Raw genomic sequence first — 15,203 nt, 5'->3', positions numbered from 1 at the left:
TGCCCTAAACGACCATACCGGCATCGACGACGATGTCCTGGCCCGTCATCATACGCCCGCCCGGGCCCAGAAGGTGCAGCATGGCGGCGGCGATGTCGTCCTCGCCGACCAGCCGCCCCAGCGCCGTGCCGGCGGTGAAGCGCTTCAGCGGCGCGTCCTCGGCCTCGCCATTGGTCGCGGCGGACTGGCGGAACAGCCGGCGCAGCCGTTCGCCGTCCACCCCGCCGGGCGATATCATGTTGATGGTGACGCCATGGGGGGCGGCGTCCAGGGCCGCGGATTTCACCAGGCCGCGCAACGCCCATTTTGAGGAAGCGTAGACGGAGAAGCCCGCGACGCCCTTGTGGCCATAGGTGCCGCCGATGACGATCACCTTGCCGCCACCGCGCGCCACCATGCCGGGCAGGGTGGCGGTCATGCCGTTCAGCACACCCAGGACGTTGGTGTCGAAGCAGTGGCGGTACGTCGCGGCGGACGTCTCCCACACCGGCTTGCGCGGCGAACTGACACCCGCGACGCAGACGGTGATGTCCAGGGGGCCCAGCCGCGCCTCCGCCTCGGCGGCGGCGGTCTTCATGGCCTGCTCGTCCGTCACGTCGGCGCTCAAGGCGCAGACCATGCCGCCCCGGGCCTGCAGTTTTTCGAACGCTTCGGCGCCGGCCTGCGGGTCGCGGCCGATGACGGCGACGGCGCAGCCGGCGTCCACCAGGGTGCGGGCCAGCGTCAGGCCCAGGCCCCGCGTCCCCCCGGTCACCAGCGCCACCTTGCCCGACAATGCCCGTTCCATGGCCCGTTCCATGCGTCCGCCCTTAAAACCCATGTTCCCCATGATGACTAATGCGCGGACCAGGCCGGCAAAAGTGATCATTTGGCCACGGCATCAGTAGAAAAAAGCACCGCCCCGGCCTCTTGCGTTGCCGTAATCATCAACAGCACCGCCCCGGCTGGCCAAGCCCGCGGTGCTATAAGACAGCTTGGCGGATAGGGAAATATGCACCACGACGTCCTGATCGTCGGCGCGGGCCACGGTGGGGCCCAGGCGGCCATCACCCTGCGCCAGCGCGGCTTCGCCGGAAGCATCGCCATCGTCGGGGATGAGCCGGAGCTGCCCTACGAACGCCCGCCGCTGTCCAAGGACTATTTGTCGGGCGCCAAGCCCTTTGAGCGCATCCTGATCCGTCCGGCCGCCTTCTGGGAGGCGCGGGGCGTCACCCTGCTGCGTGGCCGGCGGGTGGTGGCGGTGGACCCGGTGGCCCATACCGTGACCACGGCCGATGGCGGGGCTTTCGGCTATGGCCAGCTGATCTGGGCGGCTGGCGGCCGGGCCCGGCGGCTGGCCTGCGCCGGGGGTGACCTGGCCGGCGTCCACACCGTGCGCACCCGGGCGGATGCCGACGCGATGCGGGCGGCGCTGCCGGCGGTGGAGCAGGCGGTGGTGATCGGCGGCGGCTATGTCGGGCTGGAGGCGGCGGCCGTGCTGCGCGCGGCCGGCAAGCGCGTCGTCCTGCTGGAACAGGCGGACCGCGTGCTTTCCCGCGTGACGGGGGAGGCGTTGTCCCGATTTTATGAGGCGGAGCACCGGGCCCAGGGCGTGGATTTGCGCGTGGGCGCACAGGTGCGGGATATCGTCGGCGACGGGCGCCAGGCCACCGGCGTGCGCCTGGGGGACGGAACCGTGATTCCCGCGCAGATGGTGGTGGTGGGCGTCGGCATCGTCCCGTCGGTGGAACCGTTGCTGGCGGCGGGAGCCCAGGGGGGGGATGGTGGGGGTGACGGCGGCGGGGTCGCGGTCGATGCCTTCTGCCGGACCGCGCTGCCCGACATCCGCGCCATCGGGGATTGCGCGCTGCACGCCAACGCCTACGCCGGCGGCCGGCGCATCCGGCTGGAATCCGTGCAGAACGCCAATGACATGGCGATCACGGTAGCCAAGGCGTTGACTGGCGCCGCGGAGCCCTATCACGCCGTGCCGTGGTTCTGGTCCAACCAATATGACCTGAAGCTGCAGACGGTGGGCCTGTCGGCCGGCCATGACGTCGCTGTCCTGCGGGGCGAGCCGGCGGCGCGCGCCTTTTCCATCGTCTATTTCCGGTTCGGCCGCGTGGTGGCGCTGGATTGCGTCAACGCCGTCCGCGACTACACCCAGGGCCGCGCCCTGGTGGAAAGGGGTGCGCGCTGCGACCCCGCCGCCGTGGCCGACATCACAATTTCGCTGAAGGATCTGGCCGCCGCCGCGTGACCGGTTCCATTTCTCGCCTGAAGGATGAAGACACCATGCCGATCATCACCGTTGTCAGCCGGGACGGCACCGGCCGCGCCATCGAGATGGACGCGGGCATGACCTTGATGGAGGGCTTGCGCGATCATGGCTTTGACGAACTGCTGGCCATGTGCGGCGGCTGCTGTTCCTGCGCCACCTGTCATGTCTATGTCGAACCCCCGTCGCCGGCGACGGGGGAGGAGGATGACCTGCTGGCCCTGTCCGCCCACCGCCGCGACACGTCGCGTTTGTCCTGTCAGATCACGCTGACGCCCGATCACGACGGCCTGCGCGTGGAAATCCCACCAGAGGATTGATCGGTGATGTTCCTGCCGAACCAAATATTGCGGCGGCGGAATGTGGCAACAGTGATCATTCGGCCACGGCGCCGTCAGGAAAAAGCACCGCATTGCCTTGCCGTGTTGCCGTAATCATCATCACGGGCGGGCTGTTCGTCCTTGTGGATGCCGCAGCCTGATGGGGTGGGCTTGATAAATAGTCTCGGAGGTTGAAATGAGCAGAAGCGAACGCAGCGCGGACGATATCGCCGCCGCCAGCGCCATTTCGCTGGCTGAATTGCCCTTGATCGACTTCGCGCCCTTCCTGTCGGGTGACGCGGCCACGCGCCGCCGGGTGGCCGACCAGATCGCGCACGCCTGTGAGGAGATCGGCTTCTTCTATCTGGCGGGTCATGGGGTGCCGCAGGCGACGGTCGATGGCATCTTCAACCAGGCCGACGCCTTCTTCTCCCGCGACAAGGCGGACCGTCGCACGGCGATGGCGACACCGGAATGGTATCGCGGCTGGATACCGGCGCCGGAGGCCCAGCCGCTGTCGCGCAACACCCGCATGTTCGAGCAGTACCGCCTGCAGCATGAATGGCCGGCCGATCCGCGCGACATGCAGCACGCCGACATCTTCGACAAGCCCAACCGCTGGCCGGCCGACATGCCGGCCTTCCAGCGGGCCAGCGAAGACTATCTGGCGGCCATGCTGGCCTTCTCCCGCGAGTTGCTGCGCGCTTTCGCCCTGGGCCTGGGCGTCGCGGAGGATCGCTTCGACGATTGCTTCCGCCAGCCGGCCTCGCAGCTCAGCATGAACTACTATCCCCAACTGCCCCGCGACGCGCGGGACGATGTGTCCAACATGGTGGCCCATACGGACGAGGGGCCGTTCACCGTCCTGGCGCAGCAGGATATCGGCGGGCTGGAGGTGAAGCGGCGCGACGGCGTGTGGATCCAGGCGCCGCCGGTGCGGGGCGCGTTCACCATCAATGTCGGCGACATGATGATGTGGTGGTCCAACGGCCGCTTCCTGTCCAACTATCACCGCGTGCGCAATCGTGACGGCGCACGCCGCTTCTCCGTCCCGTACTTCGCCAACCCGGACCGCGACGTGATCGTGGCGCCGCTGCCCGAACTGCTGGCGGGTGCCGAGCCGAAGTACAAGCCCGTCCGCGTCGCCGACCATTTGGCCCGCTTCTATTCCACACTGTCCAAGAATCCCCATGACATCTACAACTGAGCACGGCCTGTCCATGCCCAAGGGCGCGCGCATCGGCGCCGACATAGGGGGCACCTTCACCGACATCGTGCTGGAGGTGGGCGACCGCCGGCATTCCACCAAGCTGCTGACCACCTATGACGCGCCGGAGCGCGCCTTGCTGGATGGCGTGCGGCTGCTGCTGGAGGAGGCGGGCGTCGCGCCGGCCGAGGTGTCGCTGGTGGTGCACGGCACCACGCTGGCGACCAACGCGCTGATCGAACGGCGGGGTGTGCCCACCGCGCTGCTGACCACCGAAGGCTTCCGCGATGTCCTGGCGCTGGGCAGCGAAAGCCGCTTCGACCAGTACGACATCGGTATGGAAAAGCCCCAGCCCCTGGTGCCGCGTCAACGCCGCGTCGGGGTGCCGGAACGCATGGATGCGCGCGGCCAAGTGTTGGTGCCGCTGGACGAGGGGGCCGTGCGCGAGGCCGCCGCCGTGTGGCGGACGCAGGGCATCCGCAGCGTGGCCATCGCCTTCCTGCACAGCTACGCCAACGATGGCCATGAGCGGCGGGCCGCCGAGATCCTGGCGGCGGAGATGCCGGGCGTCAGCCTGTCCCTGTCCTGCGAAGTCTCGCCCGAGATGCGGGAGTATGAGCGCTTCTCCACCACGGCCGCCAACGCCTATGTCCAGCCGCTGGTAGAGGCCTACCTGCGCCGCCTGGATGACAAGCTGAAGGCCATGGGCTTCACCTGCCCGCTGTACCTGATGCTGTCGTCCGGCGGCCTCACCACCGTCGACGCCGCCGCCCGCTATCCGGTGCGGCTGGTGGAAAGCGGCCCGGCGGGCGGCGCCATCTTCGCGGCCTCCGTCGCGGCGGAGCGGGGCGTGGGCCAGGTCGTGGCCCTGGATGTCGGCGGCACCACCGCCAAGATCTGCCTGATCAACGACGGCACACCCCAGACCTCGCAGATGTTCGAGGTCGGCCGCGCCCACCGCTTCCGCAAGGGTAGCGGCCTGCCCCTGCGCATCCCGGTGGTGGAGATGGTGGAGATCGGGGCTGGCGGCGGCTCCATCGCCTCGGTCGACAATGCCGGCCGCCTGGCGGTGGGGCCGCACAGCGCCGGCTCCGAACCGGGCCCCGCCGCCTATGGCCGCGGCGGCACCCGCCCCACGGTGACGGACGCCGACATCACCCTGGGCCGCATCGACCCCTCGCGCTTCGCCGGCGGCAAGGTGACGCTCAACGCCGGCGCCTCCCACGACGCCCTGGCGGCCCTGGGCATCTGGGACGGCAAAGCGGAGACGCTGGCCATCGGCGTCAGCGAGATCGTGGATGAGACCATGGCCAGCGCCGCCCGCGTCCACGCGGTGGAACAGGGCATGACCCTGGACGACCGCAGCCTGATCGCTTTCGGCGGCGCCGCGCCGCTGCATGCCGCGCGCTTCGCGGAAAAGCTGGGTATCCGTGAGGTCATCATCCCCTCCGGCGCCGGCGTGGGCTCCGCCATTGGTTTCCTGCGGGCGCCTGTTTCCTATGAGGTGGCACGCAGCCTGACCCAACTGCTGGACCGGCTGGACCTCGATCGGCTGAACAGCCTGCTGGACGGCATGGCGGCCGAGGCCCGAGCCCTGGTGGAGGCTGGCGCGCCGGGGGGAGCGCAAGTGGAACGGCGCACCTGCCTGGCCCGCTACAAAGGCCAGGGCTATGAGATCCCGTTCGAAATCCCCGCCCGCACCCTGGGTCTGGGGGACGTGGACCTGCTGCGCGCGGCGTTCGAGACGGCCTACCGCAGCCAATATGGCGGCGTGACCCTGGACCTGCCCATCGAGGCGCTGACCTGGCGCGTCACCGTGGGCTCGCCCGCGTGGAAGCCCCGGGCCAGCGCGGTGGTCACGGCCACCCGCGACCTGGTGGTCACCGAGCGGCGGTCGGTGATCGACCCCGACAGCGGTGCGGCGCTGCCCTTCGCCCTGGTGCGGCGCGAGGCCATGCGGCCGGGCGACCGGGTCAAGGGCCCGGCGCTGATCACCGAGCGCGAGACCACCACGGTCGTTTCGCCCCGTTTCGATGCCTGGATGGATGGCAACGGCTATCTGGTCCTGACCCGGCGTGAGGAAGGTTGATCGCCATGACGGCAGCGTTGAATGAACTGCGCACCCAGGTGATCTGGACCCGCCTGATCTCCATCGTGGAGGAACAGGCCCAGACCCTGATGCGCACGGCCTTTTCCACCACCGTGCGCGATGCCGGCGACCTGTCGGCCGCCTTGTTCGACCTTGAGGGCCGCCTGATCGCGGAGGCGGTGACGGGCACGCCCGGCCATGTCAACTCCATGGCGGCAGGCGTGCGCCATTTCCTGGCCAAGTTCCCGGTGCCGACGATGGCGGAGGGTGACCACTTTATCACCAACGACCCCTGGCTGACCGCTGGCCACCTGCACGACGTGACCGTGCTGTCGCCGGCCTTCCACCAGGGCCGTATCGTCGGCCTGTTCGGCGTCTGCTGCCACCAAGTGGACATCGGCGGGCTGGGGCAGGGGCCGGACGGCCGCTCCGTCTTCGAGGAAGGCTTGCAGATTCCGCTGATGAAGCTGGCCAGCCGGGGCGTGCTGAACCAGGATCTGCTGGACATCCTGTGCCTGAACGTGCGCACGCCCCTGCAGGTGCGCGGCGACGTGCTGTCCTACATCTCCAGCAACGAGTCGGCGTCCCGGCGGCTCAGCGCCATGCTGGCGGAATTCCGGCTGGCGGACCTGGCCGGCGTCGCCGACTACATCGTCGAACGGTCGCTGGCCGCCACCCGGGCGGAGATCGCCAAGCTGCCGCGGGGCAGCTGGACCAGCAGCCTGACCATCGACGGTTACGACCACCCCATCACGCTGCGCGCCCGCCTGACCATCGATGGCGAGCGCATCCTGGTGGACTACGAGGGTACGGACGCTTGCGTGCCGCGCGGCATCAACGTGGTGCTGAACTATTGCCGCGCCTATACCATCTTCGGCCTGCGTTGCGTCATCTCGCCGGAGGTGCCGAACAACTACGGCGCCCTGCTGCCGTTCGAGGTGGTGGCGCCAGAGGGCACCATCGTCAACGTCCAGCGGCCCTGGCCGGTGGCGGCGCGACACGTCATCGGCCAGATGCTGCCGGACCTGGTGTTCGGCTGCCTGTCGCAGGCCATACCGAACCGCGTCCCGGCGGAGGGCAGCTCCTGCCTGTGGAGTGTTCAGCTGCGCGGCCGCCAACCGGCGGATGAGGCCCATGCCGGCGACAGCTTCGACGCCATCTTCTTCAACAGCGGCGGCTCGGGCGCCCGGCCGCATCAGGATGGGCTGTCCGGCACCGCTTTCCCCAGCGGCGTGCGCGCCATGCCGGTGGAGATCACGGAAAACAGCGCCCCCATCGTCATCTGGCGCAAGGAGCTGCTGACCGATAGCGGCGGCATCGGGGAGCGCCGGGGCGGCCTGGGCCAGCGGGTGGAGGTCGCCATGCGCGACGGCAGCGCCTTCGAGGTGCTGGCCATGTTCGAGCGCGTGGACCATCCGGCCCAGGGCCGTGACGGCGGCGGCGGCGGCTCGCCCGGCTCGGTGCGGCTGGCGTCGGGCAAGGCGATGCAGGCCAAAGGCCTTCAGCAAATCCCGGCCGGCGACCGGCTGGTGCTGGACATTCCCGGCGGCGCCGGCCTGGGGGCGGCCACATCGCGCGCCGCGGATCTGGTGGTGCGCGATGTGGAGGAGGGCTTCGTCTCCGCCGAAGCGGCTGCTCGCCTTTACGGAAGCGGCAACGGCTGACCCTCGAAGGGCACCTGCTCCTCCTCCGGATAATAGTCGCCCAGCGTGGGCAGCGACCGGCAGTCGTTGAGTTCCCGGGCCATTTGCTCGGCGAACTTGGCGGCGGCCAGGGGCAGGGGGCGCCCTTTCAGCTGGCCCAGGACCAGCGGTCCATAGGTGCGGTCCAGGTCGCTGATGCGGCGCACGGCGTAGCGCGGGTCGTTGCGCCACAGGTCGGCGCCGATATCGATCTGGAAGGCGATCAGGTTGGACACCGCCACCAGGTCGCCCAGCAGGTCGAAGCTATTGGATTCCACGCCGATGGACAGCTTGGCTGAACTGGCCGCCAGGCGGTTCTCGATGATCTCGCGCCCGCCGAACGATGACTCAGGCATGGCCGTCTCGTATTCCGCGCACTCGCGCAGGCGCAGGATGTCCTTGGTCGCCAGCGGATGGTCGGCGCTCATGATGGCGACCAGGCCCTGGCCGATCGACATGATCGGGTGCAGTTCGGGGTGGCGCAGCGGGCGGAAGATCAGCACCAGGTCGATCTCGAACGCCGTCAACTGCCGCATGGCTGTCGAATGGTCCGTGACCGTGATCTTGAAACGCACGTTGGGGTGCTTCTTGCGGAAGGCGGCCACCTGGCGCAGCACGAAGCCGCGCGCCACCGCCTGGCTGCAGGCCAGCCTGACCTCGCCCCGCTGCAGGCCGGACAGCTCCTCGATCTCCGAATAGACGCGGCGCAGGTCCGCCGACTGCGAGCGGATCCAGCGGATCAGCACCTCACCCGCGGCTGTCAGGCGGACGCCGGAGGAATGGCGTTCGAAGATGGGGGCGCCCAGGTCGTGTTCCACATCCTGGATACGTCGCAGCAGGGCGGAGGGGGTGACGTTCAGGCGCTCCGCCGCCTGGCGTACCGATCCGATGCGGGCGACCTCGTTAATGTAGATCCAAATTCGCTGATTTCGCAGAGCCATGACGGGTCCCTGTTCGTTTTTGGGCTACGCCCCACCCCAGCTTTAGCACAACTGCGGCAACGGCATATCTTTAATGTCAACGGGGTGGGCACTGACCTTCCCATCTTGTTTTCCCACATTGACCTAAAAACTGCCAAATATCCATAGCCGCTACAAGTAGTATAGAGGAATGAAATGGATCTGTTCCTTAAGGGAAAAAAGATTCTTATCACGGGGGCTGGCAAGGGAATGGGGCCTGAAATCTGTCACTCTTTTGCGGAAGAGGGGGCGGATATTGCGATGCTCGGTAGGGATATGGGGCCTCTGAATATACTATCCGCCAAAATAGAAGCGCTGGGGGTGCGCGCGCTGGTGTTGTCGTGCGACGTCCTGGATGCCGGGCAGTGTGATGCCGCCGTTTCGGCAACGGTCGCGGCGTTCGGCCAAGTGGACGTTCTGGTCAACGTGGCGGGTGGCACCGGCCCGGTGGGCGCGACGGCCTGGGATACCACGCCCGAGGCGTTCGACGAGATCGTGCGCCTGAACATGACCGGCTGCTTCAACACCATGCGCGCCGTGCTGCCGGGCATGATCGCCCGCCGCTACGGCAAGATCGTCAATGTGGGCGGCACCTTCGGCCTGCGCGGCCGCGCCGGGCGCATGGCCTATTCCGCGTCCAAGTGGGGCCTGCGCGGCATCACCAAGTCCACGGCGATCGAGGCGGGGCCCCACAACATCAACGTGAACATCGTCGCCCCCGGCATGGTGGACGGCCCGCGCTTCCGCACCAAGGTCATGCCCGCCGTGGCCAAGGCGCGCGGCCTGACGGAGGAGGAGGTGATCGCGGAGCACGCGGCCGAATACGCCCTGCGCCGCATCAGCACCGCCCGGGACGTCGCCGCCGCCTGCCTGTTCCTGGCATCCGACGTGTCCAAGCAGATCACGGGCGTCGACCTGCCCGTCGATGGCGGCTGGGCCGCCCTCTGACACCCATCACCCCCCAAACTTACGCATCCTCGCGGGAAAAGCATCATGAAGGCAGACATCGTCATCAATGGCGCCACGCTGGTCACCGACAGCGCCCAGTTCCAGGCCTCCATCGCCATCAAGGACGGCGCCATCCTGTCCATCGGCGCGGCTGACAGCATGCCCGAGGCGGCGGAGGTGGTGGACGCGGCGGGAAAGTACATCCTGCCCGGCGCCATCGACGCCCATGTGCATTTCCGCGATCCTGGCTACACCCATAAGGAGACGTGGGAGACGGGGACGGCCAGCGCCGCCATGGGCGGTGTCACCACCGTGTTCGAGATGCCCAACACCAACCCGCCCACCGGCACGGTGGAAGCGTTGAACCTGAAGCTGAAGTCCGCCGAGCAAGCCTATGTGGACTTTGGCATCTATGGCCTGTTGGGGGAGGAGAACCTGGGCGAACTGGAGGCCCTGATCGAGGGTGGCGTCGCCGGCTTCAAGTGCTTCATGGGCAACACCTTCGGCAACCTGCCGTCGCCGCCCACCGGCGCCATCCTGGAAGGTTTCGAGATCGTCGCCAAGCATGGCTACCGCATCGCCCTGCATGCCGAGAACGCCTCCATCATGGCGCGGCGGTCCAAGAAGCTGAAGGAGGCCGGGCGCTGCGACCCGCTGGCCCACCTTGACGCCCGCCCGCCGGTGGTGGCGACGGAGGCCGTGTCCCGCGCCGCCATCCTGGCGGAATGGACGGGTGCGCGCATCCACATCCTGCATGTCTCTTCCGGTGACGAACTGCGGCCCCTGCGCGAGGCCAAGGCGCGGGGCGTGGACATCACGGCGGAAACTTGTCCCCACTACCTGCTGCTGGATGAACGCGCCTATACGGAGAAGAAATCGCTGATCCGGGTGAACCCGCCGGTGCGCGAGAAGACCCACCAGGACCAGCTGTGGGCCGCCGTGCAGGATGGCACCATCGACATGATCGCCACCGACCACGCCCCGCATTCGCACGAGGAAAAGCATAGGGACGACATCTGGACGACGGACTGCGGCTTCACCGGTGTGCAGACGCAGATGCCGCTGATGCTGACCCAGGTGGGGGCCGGTCGCCTGTCGCTGACCGACTATGTCCGCATGACCTCCCTGGCCCCGGCCAAGGCCTTCGGCCTTTACCCGCGCAAGGGCGCGCTGCTGCCGGGGTCGGACGCCGACCTGGTGGTCATCGACATGGAGCGCGAGACCCAGGTGGATTCGGCCAAGTTGAAGTCCAAGGGCTCCAGCACCCCCTTCCATGGCCACGCCGCGAAGGGTGCGCCGGTGCACACGCTGGTCCGTGGCCGCTTCGTCATGCGGGATGGCGCCCTGGTGACCGAGGCCAAGGGTCACGGCCGCAACGTTCGCCGCGTCCAGCAGATGCCGACGCCCAAGCCCCGCAATGTTGAAACCACGACCGCGGCCATCATCAGAAAGAAGCGCTGACCGCGCCCGGACAGTTACCTCTTTCCCGCCGCCCAGATTGCCCCTGGAAGACACAGGCGAACGCTGTCGCCGTGCCCTTTCAGGGGATGGCGTAATATGCCTTCATGAGCGCCTTGCGCTTGGCGATCATGTCTTCCTGCTCGGTGGAAAGCGGGGTGTCGGCGCAGACCAGCGGTGTGCGCCGGGCGGCGGGCGGCACCCGTGGTTCCCCCCTTGAACGACGAAGCGGCCGTTGACGAGCAGCAGTTGGACGTGTCGCTTCTGCGCGCGTCCCAGCAGCAGGGGCAGGGTGTCGGCCCTGGACGTGACGGCGTCATGGGAAAGGGCGGCGAAATCGACGCCCATGATGTCCGCCGGCGCGCCCGGCTCGATCAGGCCGCCGCCATCCTCGCCGACGATGGTGCGGCGGCCCGTCACCCACGCCCCCCTCAGGACGTCCGCCGGGGCAAGCGCGTCGCCTGACGTGGCGCCGGACAAGTGGTAGGCCAGGCGCAATTCGCGCAGCATGTCCTCGTCATCGTCCAGCGCCATACCGTCCAGCCCGAAGGCGAGGGGCGTTCCGGCCTGTTTCAACAGCCCCATGGGCGGCAGGCCGGACCGCAGGCGCAGGTTGGAGGAGGCGTTCACCACCACCGTGACGCCCCGGTCCGCCAGCAGGGCGCATTCGTCCGGTCGCAGCCAGACGCCGTGCGCCACCGTCAGATTGGGTGACAGAAGGCCGATGGCGTCGAAGTGGCGGATGATGCCATCAGGATGGCGCCGGTCCGCCCAGGTCCGCTGATAGCGCGTTTCCAGAAGGTGCATATGCACGCGGCGGCCGTCGTCCCTCGCCGCGCGGGCGATCGCCGCCAGCGTGGCGGGTTGCACCCATTGGGGGCCGACGGGGTGGTATTGCAGGGTGAACAGCGCGTGCTCGAAAGCGCGGGCCTGCTCCATCAGGGCCAGGTTGGTGGCGCAGTCGCGCATGCCGGCCTCCCGCGCGCGCAGGTGCGCGATCTCGTGCGCGTCCATGTGCGCCGCCAGGGGCTCCAGATCGCCGTAGACGAAAGGGTTGGCGTCGAAGAACGGCCAGCAGAAGGCGACCCTGACACCCACCTCCCGTGCCGCCCGCGACACCGCCTCGGCCTCCGCCAGCAGGGTTTGGCTGCTTTGGGTGTTATGGCAATGGTTGATGGCGCCGATGCCGGACAGCGCCATGCGGGAAAAGGCGATGACGGCGCACTGGTGGACGTCCAACGGCGGCTGGCGGGCCAGGTCGGGCAGCCAGGTCTCCAGCGGCTGGTCGGTGGCGCCAAAGGCCAGGGTGCCCAGGCCACGGCCATGGTCGTGGGCGTTGGCCAGGGCGGGCATCAGCAGCAGGCGGGATTTATCGGGCGTCAGCCGATCGGGGGGAATGGCCCGGACCTCGTGGATGCGGCCGTCGGCGGTGATGGTGATCTCATGCGGGCCTTCCGGCGCGTGATCGGCGGAGCGGATCACGCGCCCGGCCCGCAAGGTCACGGCATCGCGCTCTGGCATGGTCAACCCCTATGGTTTCCGGCCCTATCAATGCCCGGCTGTCGGTCCCGGCCCGCAGGGGCGGGGCGTTAAGCTTATCGGAACGAGTTTGCCCTATGGTTGCCCGTTGCGCAGCGCCGCTGTGCAGGCCCGGCAACGGCCGGTGATCGCACGGTTTTAGCAACGGGACGGTTCCGTTCTTGCAATGGCTTTGCGTGCCGTTTCCCCGGACGATGCTGATGACCAGGATTGAGAGCGCCGCCTAAAGGTTCACCAACCTCAAGAGTAAATGCGATAGACCCTAATCCCGGTACAGGCACTTGAAGTAACAAGCGTCAAACTGGTGATCGATGCGGGATGTTCGTCGATCATTGGTTGAAAATTAAAAATAAAAGGGAGCTTCAATGTTTCAGGTAAGGGGGACACTTATGTCTGTTTCCAATAAGCGAACCAATACGCCGCTGCGCAACGGCGCCGGCGCCGCCTTCCTTGCCCTGTCCTGCGCATCCATGGCGTTGGTGACCGGTCCTGGGATGGCCCAGGCTCAATCCCAGGCGCCCGCCGACGCGGACGGCTTGACCGAGATCATCGTGACCGCCCAGCGCCGCGGTGAAAGCATCAGCAAGGTGCCGCTGTCCGTCGCCTCCATCAGCCAGGATCAGATGGACAAGGAAGGCATCCGCAAGATCGACGACATCGCCCGCGTCACGCCGGCGTTGCGCTTCGCGCCCTCGGCCGGTGTCACGGCGAACAACGGCACCAACATCTACATCCGTGGCCTGGCCTCGGACGTTGGCTCCGCCACGACCGCCATTTACATCGATGACACGCCCATCCAGATCCGCAACGTCGGCTATTACGGCGGCAACCCCTATCCCAAGGTGTTCGATCTGGAGCGGGTGGAGGTTCTGCGCGGCCCGCAGGGCACACTGTTCGGCGCCGGTGCCGAAGGCGGTGCCGTGCGCTTCATCACGCCGCAGCCCAGCTTCGACAAGCTGGAGATCTATTCCCGGGCCGAGGTGGCCTCCACCTACAACGGCGCCGCCAGCTATGAGGCCGGTTCCGCGGTCGGCGGCCCGATTTCCGACACCCTGGCGATCCGTGCCAGCGCCTGGTACCAGCACAGCGGCGGCTACATCGACCAAGTGAAGCAGGGCACCAACACCGTCATCGACAAGGACGTCAATTTCAGCGACACGCGGGTCGCCCGCCTGGCGGTCGCCTGGCGGCCGATCGACGACCTGACCATCACGCCCAGCGTCTACTACCAGATGGAAAAGTCCAACGCGCGCAGCGACTACTGGGAAGGCTACGGCAACACCGGGGACGCGGACTACAAGACGGGCGTCGCCAATCTGGAACCGACGCGGGACCGCTTCACCATGCCGGCCCTGGCGATGAAGTACCGGTGGGATAACATCGACATCATCTCCAACACCTCTTACTTCGAGCGTCAGCAGAACCAGACGCTGGATTACGGCACCTATTTTTCCTTCCTGCGGTCGGGCAACCCCTTCGGCAGCTATTCCAACAAGGACCTGTCGAACACGGCCGATTACCTGACGCTGAAGCAGCGCAACCTGACGCAGGAACTGCGGGCGCAGTCTTATGATAACCAGTACGTGGACTGGACGGTGGGCGCCTACTACTCCCGCACCCGGCAGTACTTCACCAACTACACCGGCTCGGGCCGTTTTCCCGGCGTGCTGGTCAACGGCTATAAGCAGTACGACAACCGCTACAGCTACGTGAACCTGGTCTCCGCCAACGACCGCCAGTACGCCGGTTACGGCAGTGTCGACATCAAGCCGATGGAGGACCTGAAGGTCACCCTGGCGGTGCGCTACACCCTGGATGAGTTCAGCTTCACCGACACCAAGGACGGCCCCACCAACGCCGGTGTCCGCACCGTCAAGACGGTCGGGCAGAACGAGGGCGCCTGGACGCCCAAGGTTGGCGTGTCCTATCAGCTGGACACGGACCACATGCTCTACGCCTCCGCCACCGAGGGCTTCCGGCCAGGCGGCGCCCAGGCGGCGGTCGCCAGCGAATTCTGCGCCGGCGACCTGAAGACCCTGGGCCTGAGTTCCAGCCCCACCGGCTATGAGTCCGACAACCTCTGGTCCTACGAGGGCGGCAGCAAGAACAAGCTGCTCGGCGGCATGATGAGCCTGGACGCCAGCGGCTACCTGTTGAAGTGGAAGAACATCCAGCAGTCCATCCGCCTGCCGACTTGCAGCTTCTCCTACATCTCCAACCTGGGTGAGGCCACCGGCAAGGGTGTGGAACTGTCCGCCGCCATCCGGCCCGTGCACGGTCTGACCTTCGGGACGGAACTGGGCTATACCCACATCACCTATGACGAGAACATCTATGGCGGCAACAACCTTCTGCTGAAGGCGGCTGGCCAGCGTATCGGCGGGCCGCTGTGGTCGGGCCACGTCTATGGTGAAGGGGAGTTCCCGGTGAACGAGACCGTCGTCGGCTACCTGCGCGCCGACTACAGCTTCGCCAGCAAGAACATCCAGCAGAACATCCAGGGCACCTACGGCTATGACCCCGGCCTCTCCGCCCTGGGGGCCACCAACTACCTGTCCCTGCGGGCCGGGGCGCGGTTCTCAGGCCTGGACCTGTCAGTGTTCGTCGACAACGTCACCAACTCCACCGATGTGCTGGCGCGCAACCACGATGGTGTCGGCGGCACGCTGTACTACGATCAGAGCTATCGCCCCCGCACCATCGGCCTGACGGCGCAGTACCGCTACTGATGGGCATTGCCGCCG

11 protein-coding genes are annotated in these 15,203 nt (G+C 67.4%); 8 read left to right on the top strand and 3 right to left on the bottom strand.

The genetic code is table 11. From position 1 onward, the window contains the following. Positions 1–4: 4 nt before the first annotated feature. On the bottom strand, positions 5–787 hold the full coding sequence (locus UAJ10_RS05570; protein WP_322914358.1) for an SDR family NAD(P)-dependent oxidoreductase: 783 nt from the start codon (positions 785–787) through the stop codon (positions 5–7). 204 nt (positions 788–991) lie between these two features. Between UAJ10_RS05570 and UAJ10_RS05565 the strand changes: the two genes are divergently transcribed. The 5 genes from UAJ10_RS05565 (at position 992) to UAJ10_RS05545 (ending at position 7,537) form a co-directional block, all read left to right on the top strand. Further along, positions 992–2,239, top strand: a complete 1,248-nt coding sequence (locus UAJ10_RS05565; protein ID WP_322914357.1) for an NAD(P)/FAD-dependent oxidoreductase — start codon at positions 992–994, stop codon at positions 2,237–2,239. A 35-nt stretch (positions 2,240–2,274) separates the two neighbouring features. Further along, entirely contained in the window at positions 2,275–2,577 is a 303-nt protein-coding gene (locus tag UAJ10_RS05560) for a 2Fe-2S iron-sulfur cluster-binding protein (protein ID WP_322914356.1), read from the top strand. A 196-nt stretch (positions 2,578–2,773) separates the two neighbouring features. Continuing rightward, positions 2,774–3,784 (top strand): isopenicillin N synthase family dioxygenase, encoded by a 1,011-nt coding sequence (locus UAJ10_RS05555; protein WP_322914355.1) that lies wholly within the window; start codon positions 2,774–2,776, stop codon positions 3,782–3,784. After that, the gene (locus tag UAJ10_RS05550) at positions 3,768–5,873 is read left to right on the top strand and encodes a hydantoinase/oxoprolinase family protein (protein ID WP_322914354.1); all 2,106 of its coding nucleotides are present in this window, start codon (positions 3,768–3,770) and stop codon (positions 5,871–5,873) included. Before UAJ10_RS05555 ends, UAJ10_RS05550 begins: the two co-directional genes overlap by 17 nt. Positions 5,874–5,878: 5 nt before the next feature. After that, positions 5,879–7,537: a hydantoinase B/oxoprolinase family protein gene (locus UAJ10_RS05545; protein WP_322914353.1), complete on the top strand. Its 1,659-nt coding sequence runs from the start codon at positions 5,879–5,881 to the stop codon at positions 7,535–7,537. Here UAJ10_RS05545 and UAJ10_RS05540 read toward each other — a convergent pair. Then, positions 7,516–8,496 (bottom strand): LysR family transcriptional regulator, encoded by a 981-nt coding sequence (locus UAJ10_RS05540; RefSeq protein WP_322914352.1) that lies wholly within the window; start codon positions 8,494–8,496, stop codon positions 7,516–7,518. The two genes, UAJ10_RS05545 and UAJ10_RS05540, sit on opposite strands and share 22 nt — an antisense overlap. A 174-nt stretch (positions 8,497–8,670) precedes the next feature. Here UAJ10_RS05540 and UAJ10_RS05535 point away from each other — a divergent pair, with 174 nt between their 5' ends. Beyond that, a complete protein-coding gene (locus UAJ10_RS05535; RefSeq protein ID WP_322914351.1) occupies positions 8,671–9,462 on the top strand; it encodes an SDR family NAD(P)-dependent oxidoreductase in 792 nt (263 codons plus the stop codon). 45 nt (positions 9,463–9,507) lie between these two features. Continuing rightward, entirely contained in the window at positions 9,508–10,923 is a 1,416-nt protein-coding gene (gene allB / locus UAJ10_RS05530) for an allantoinase AllB (protein ID WP_322914350.1), read from the top strand. Between the two features lie 126 nt (positions 10,924–11,049). On the opposite strand, the gene UAJ10_RS05525 is transcribed toward allB, so the two are convergent. Further along, on the bottom strand, positions 11,050–12,441 hold the full coding sequence (locus tag UAJ10_RS05525; protein ID WP_322914349.1) for an amidohydrolase family protein: 1,392 nt from the start codon (positions 12,439–12,441) through the stop codon (positions 11,050–11,052). 407 nt (positions 12,442–12,848) lie between these two features. On the opposite strand from UAJ10_RS05525, the gene UAJ10_RS05520 reads away from it, so the two are divergent. Further along, positions 12,849–15,188 (top strand): TonB-dependent receptor, encoded by a 2,340-nt coding sequence (locus UAJ10_RS05520; RefSeq protein WP_322914348.1) that lies wholly within the window; start codon positions 12,849–12,851, stop codon positions 15,186–15,188. Positions 15,189–15,203: the final 15 nt, after the last annotated feature.

Source organism: Nitrospirillum guaranorum (assembly GCF_034653275.1).
GTDB lineage: Bacteria > Pseudomonadota > Alphaproteobacteria > Azospirillales > Azospirillaceae > Nitrospirillum.
This window is presented reverse-complemented; position numbering and strand designations above follow the sequence as displayed.

Coding starts and splice junctions, on each gene's coding strand:
- UAJ10_RS05570 (WP_322914358.1), bottom strand. CDS start 787: ATGGAACGGGCATTGTCGGGCAAGGTGGCGCTGGTGACCGGGGGGACG.
- UAJ10_RS05565 (WP_322914357.1), top strand. CDS start 992: ATGCACCACGACGTCCTGATCGTCGGCGCGGGCCACGGTGGGGCCCAG.
- UAJ10_RS05560 (WP_322914356.1), top strand. CDS start 2,275: ATGCCGATCATCACCGTTGTCAGCCGGGACGGCACCGGCCGCGCCATC.
- UAJ10_RS05555 (WP_322914355.1), top strand. CDS start 2,774: ATGAGCAGAAGCGAACGCAGCGCGGACGATATCGCCGCCGCCAGCGCC.
- UAJ10_RS05550 (WP_322914354.1), top strand. CDS start 3,768: ATGACATCTACAACTGAGCACGGCCTGTCCATGCCCAAGGGCGCGCGC.
- UAJ10_RS05545 (WP_322914353.1), top strand. CDS start 5,879: ATGACGGCAGCGTTGAATGAACTGCGCACCCAGGTGATCTGGACCCGC.
- UAJ10_RS05540 (WP_322914352.1), bottom strand. CDS start 8,496: ATGGCTCTGCGAAATCAGCGAATTTGGATCTACATTAACGAGGTCGCC.
- UAJ10_RS05535 (WP_322914351.1), top strand. CDS start 8,671: ATGGATCTGTTCCTTAAGGGAAAAAAGATTCTTATCACGGGGGCTGGC.
- allB (WP_322914350.1), top strand. CDS start 9,508: ATGAAGGCAGACATCGTCATCAATGGCGCCACGCTGGTCACCGACAGC.
- UAJ10_RS05525 (WP_322914349.1), bottom strand. CDS start 12,441: ATGCCAGAGCGCGATGCCGTGACCTTGCGGGCCGGGCGCGTGATCCGC.
- UAJ10_RS05520 (WP_322914348.1), top strand. CDS start 12,849: ATGTCTGTTTCCAATAAGCGAACCAATACGCCGCTGCGCAACGGCGCC.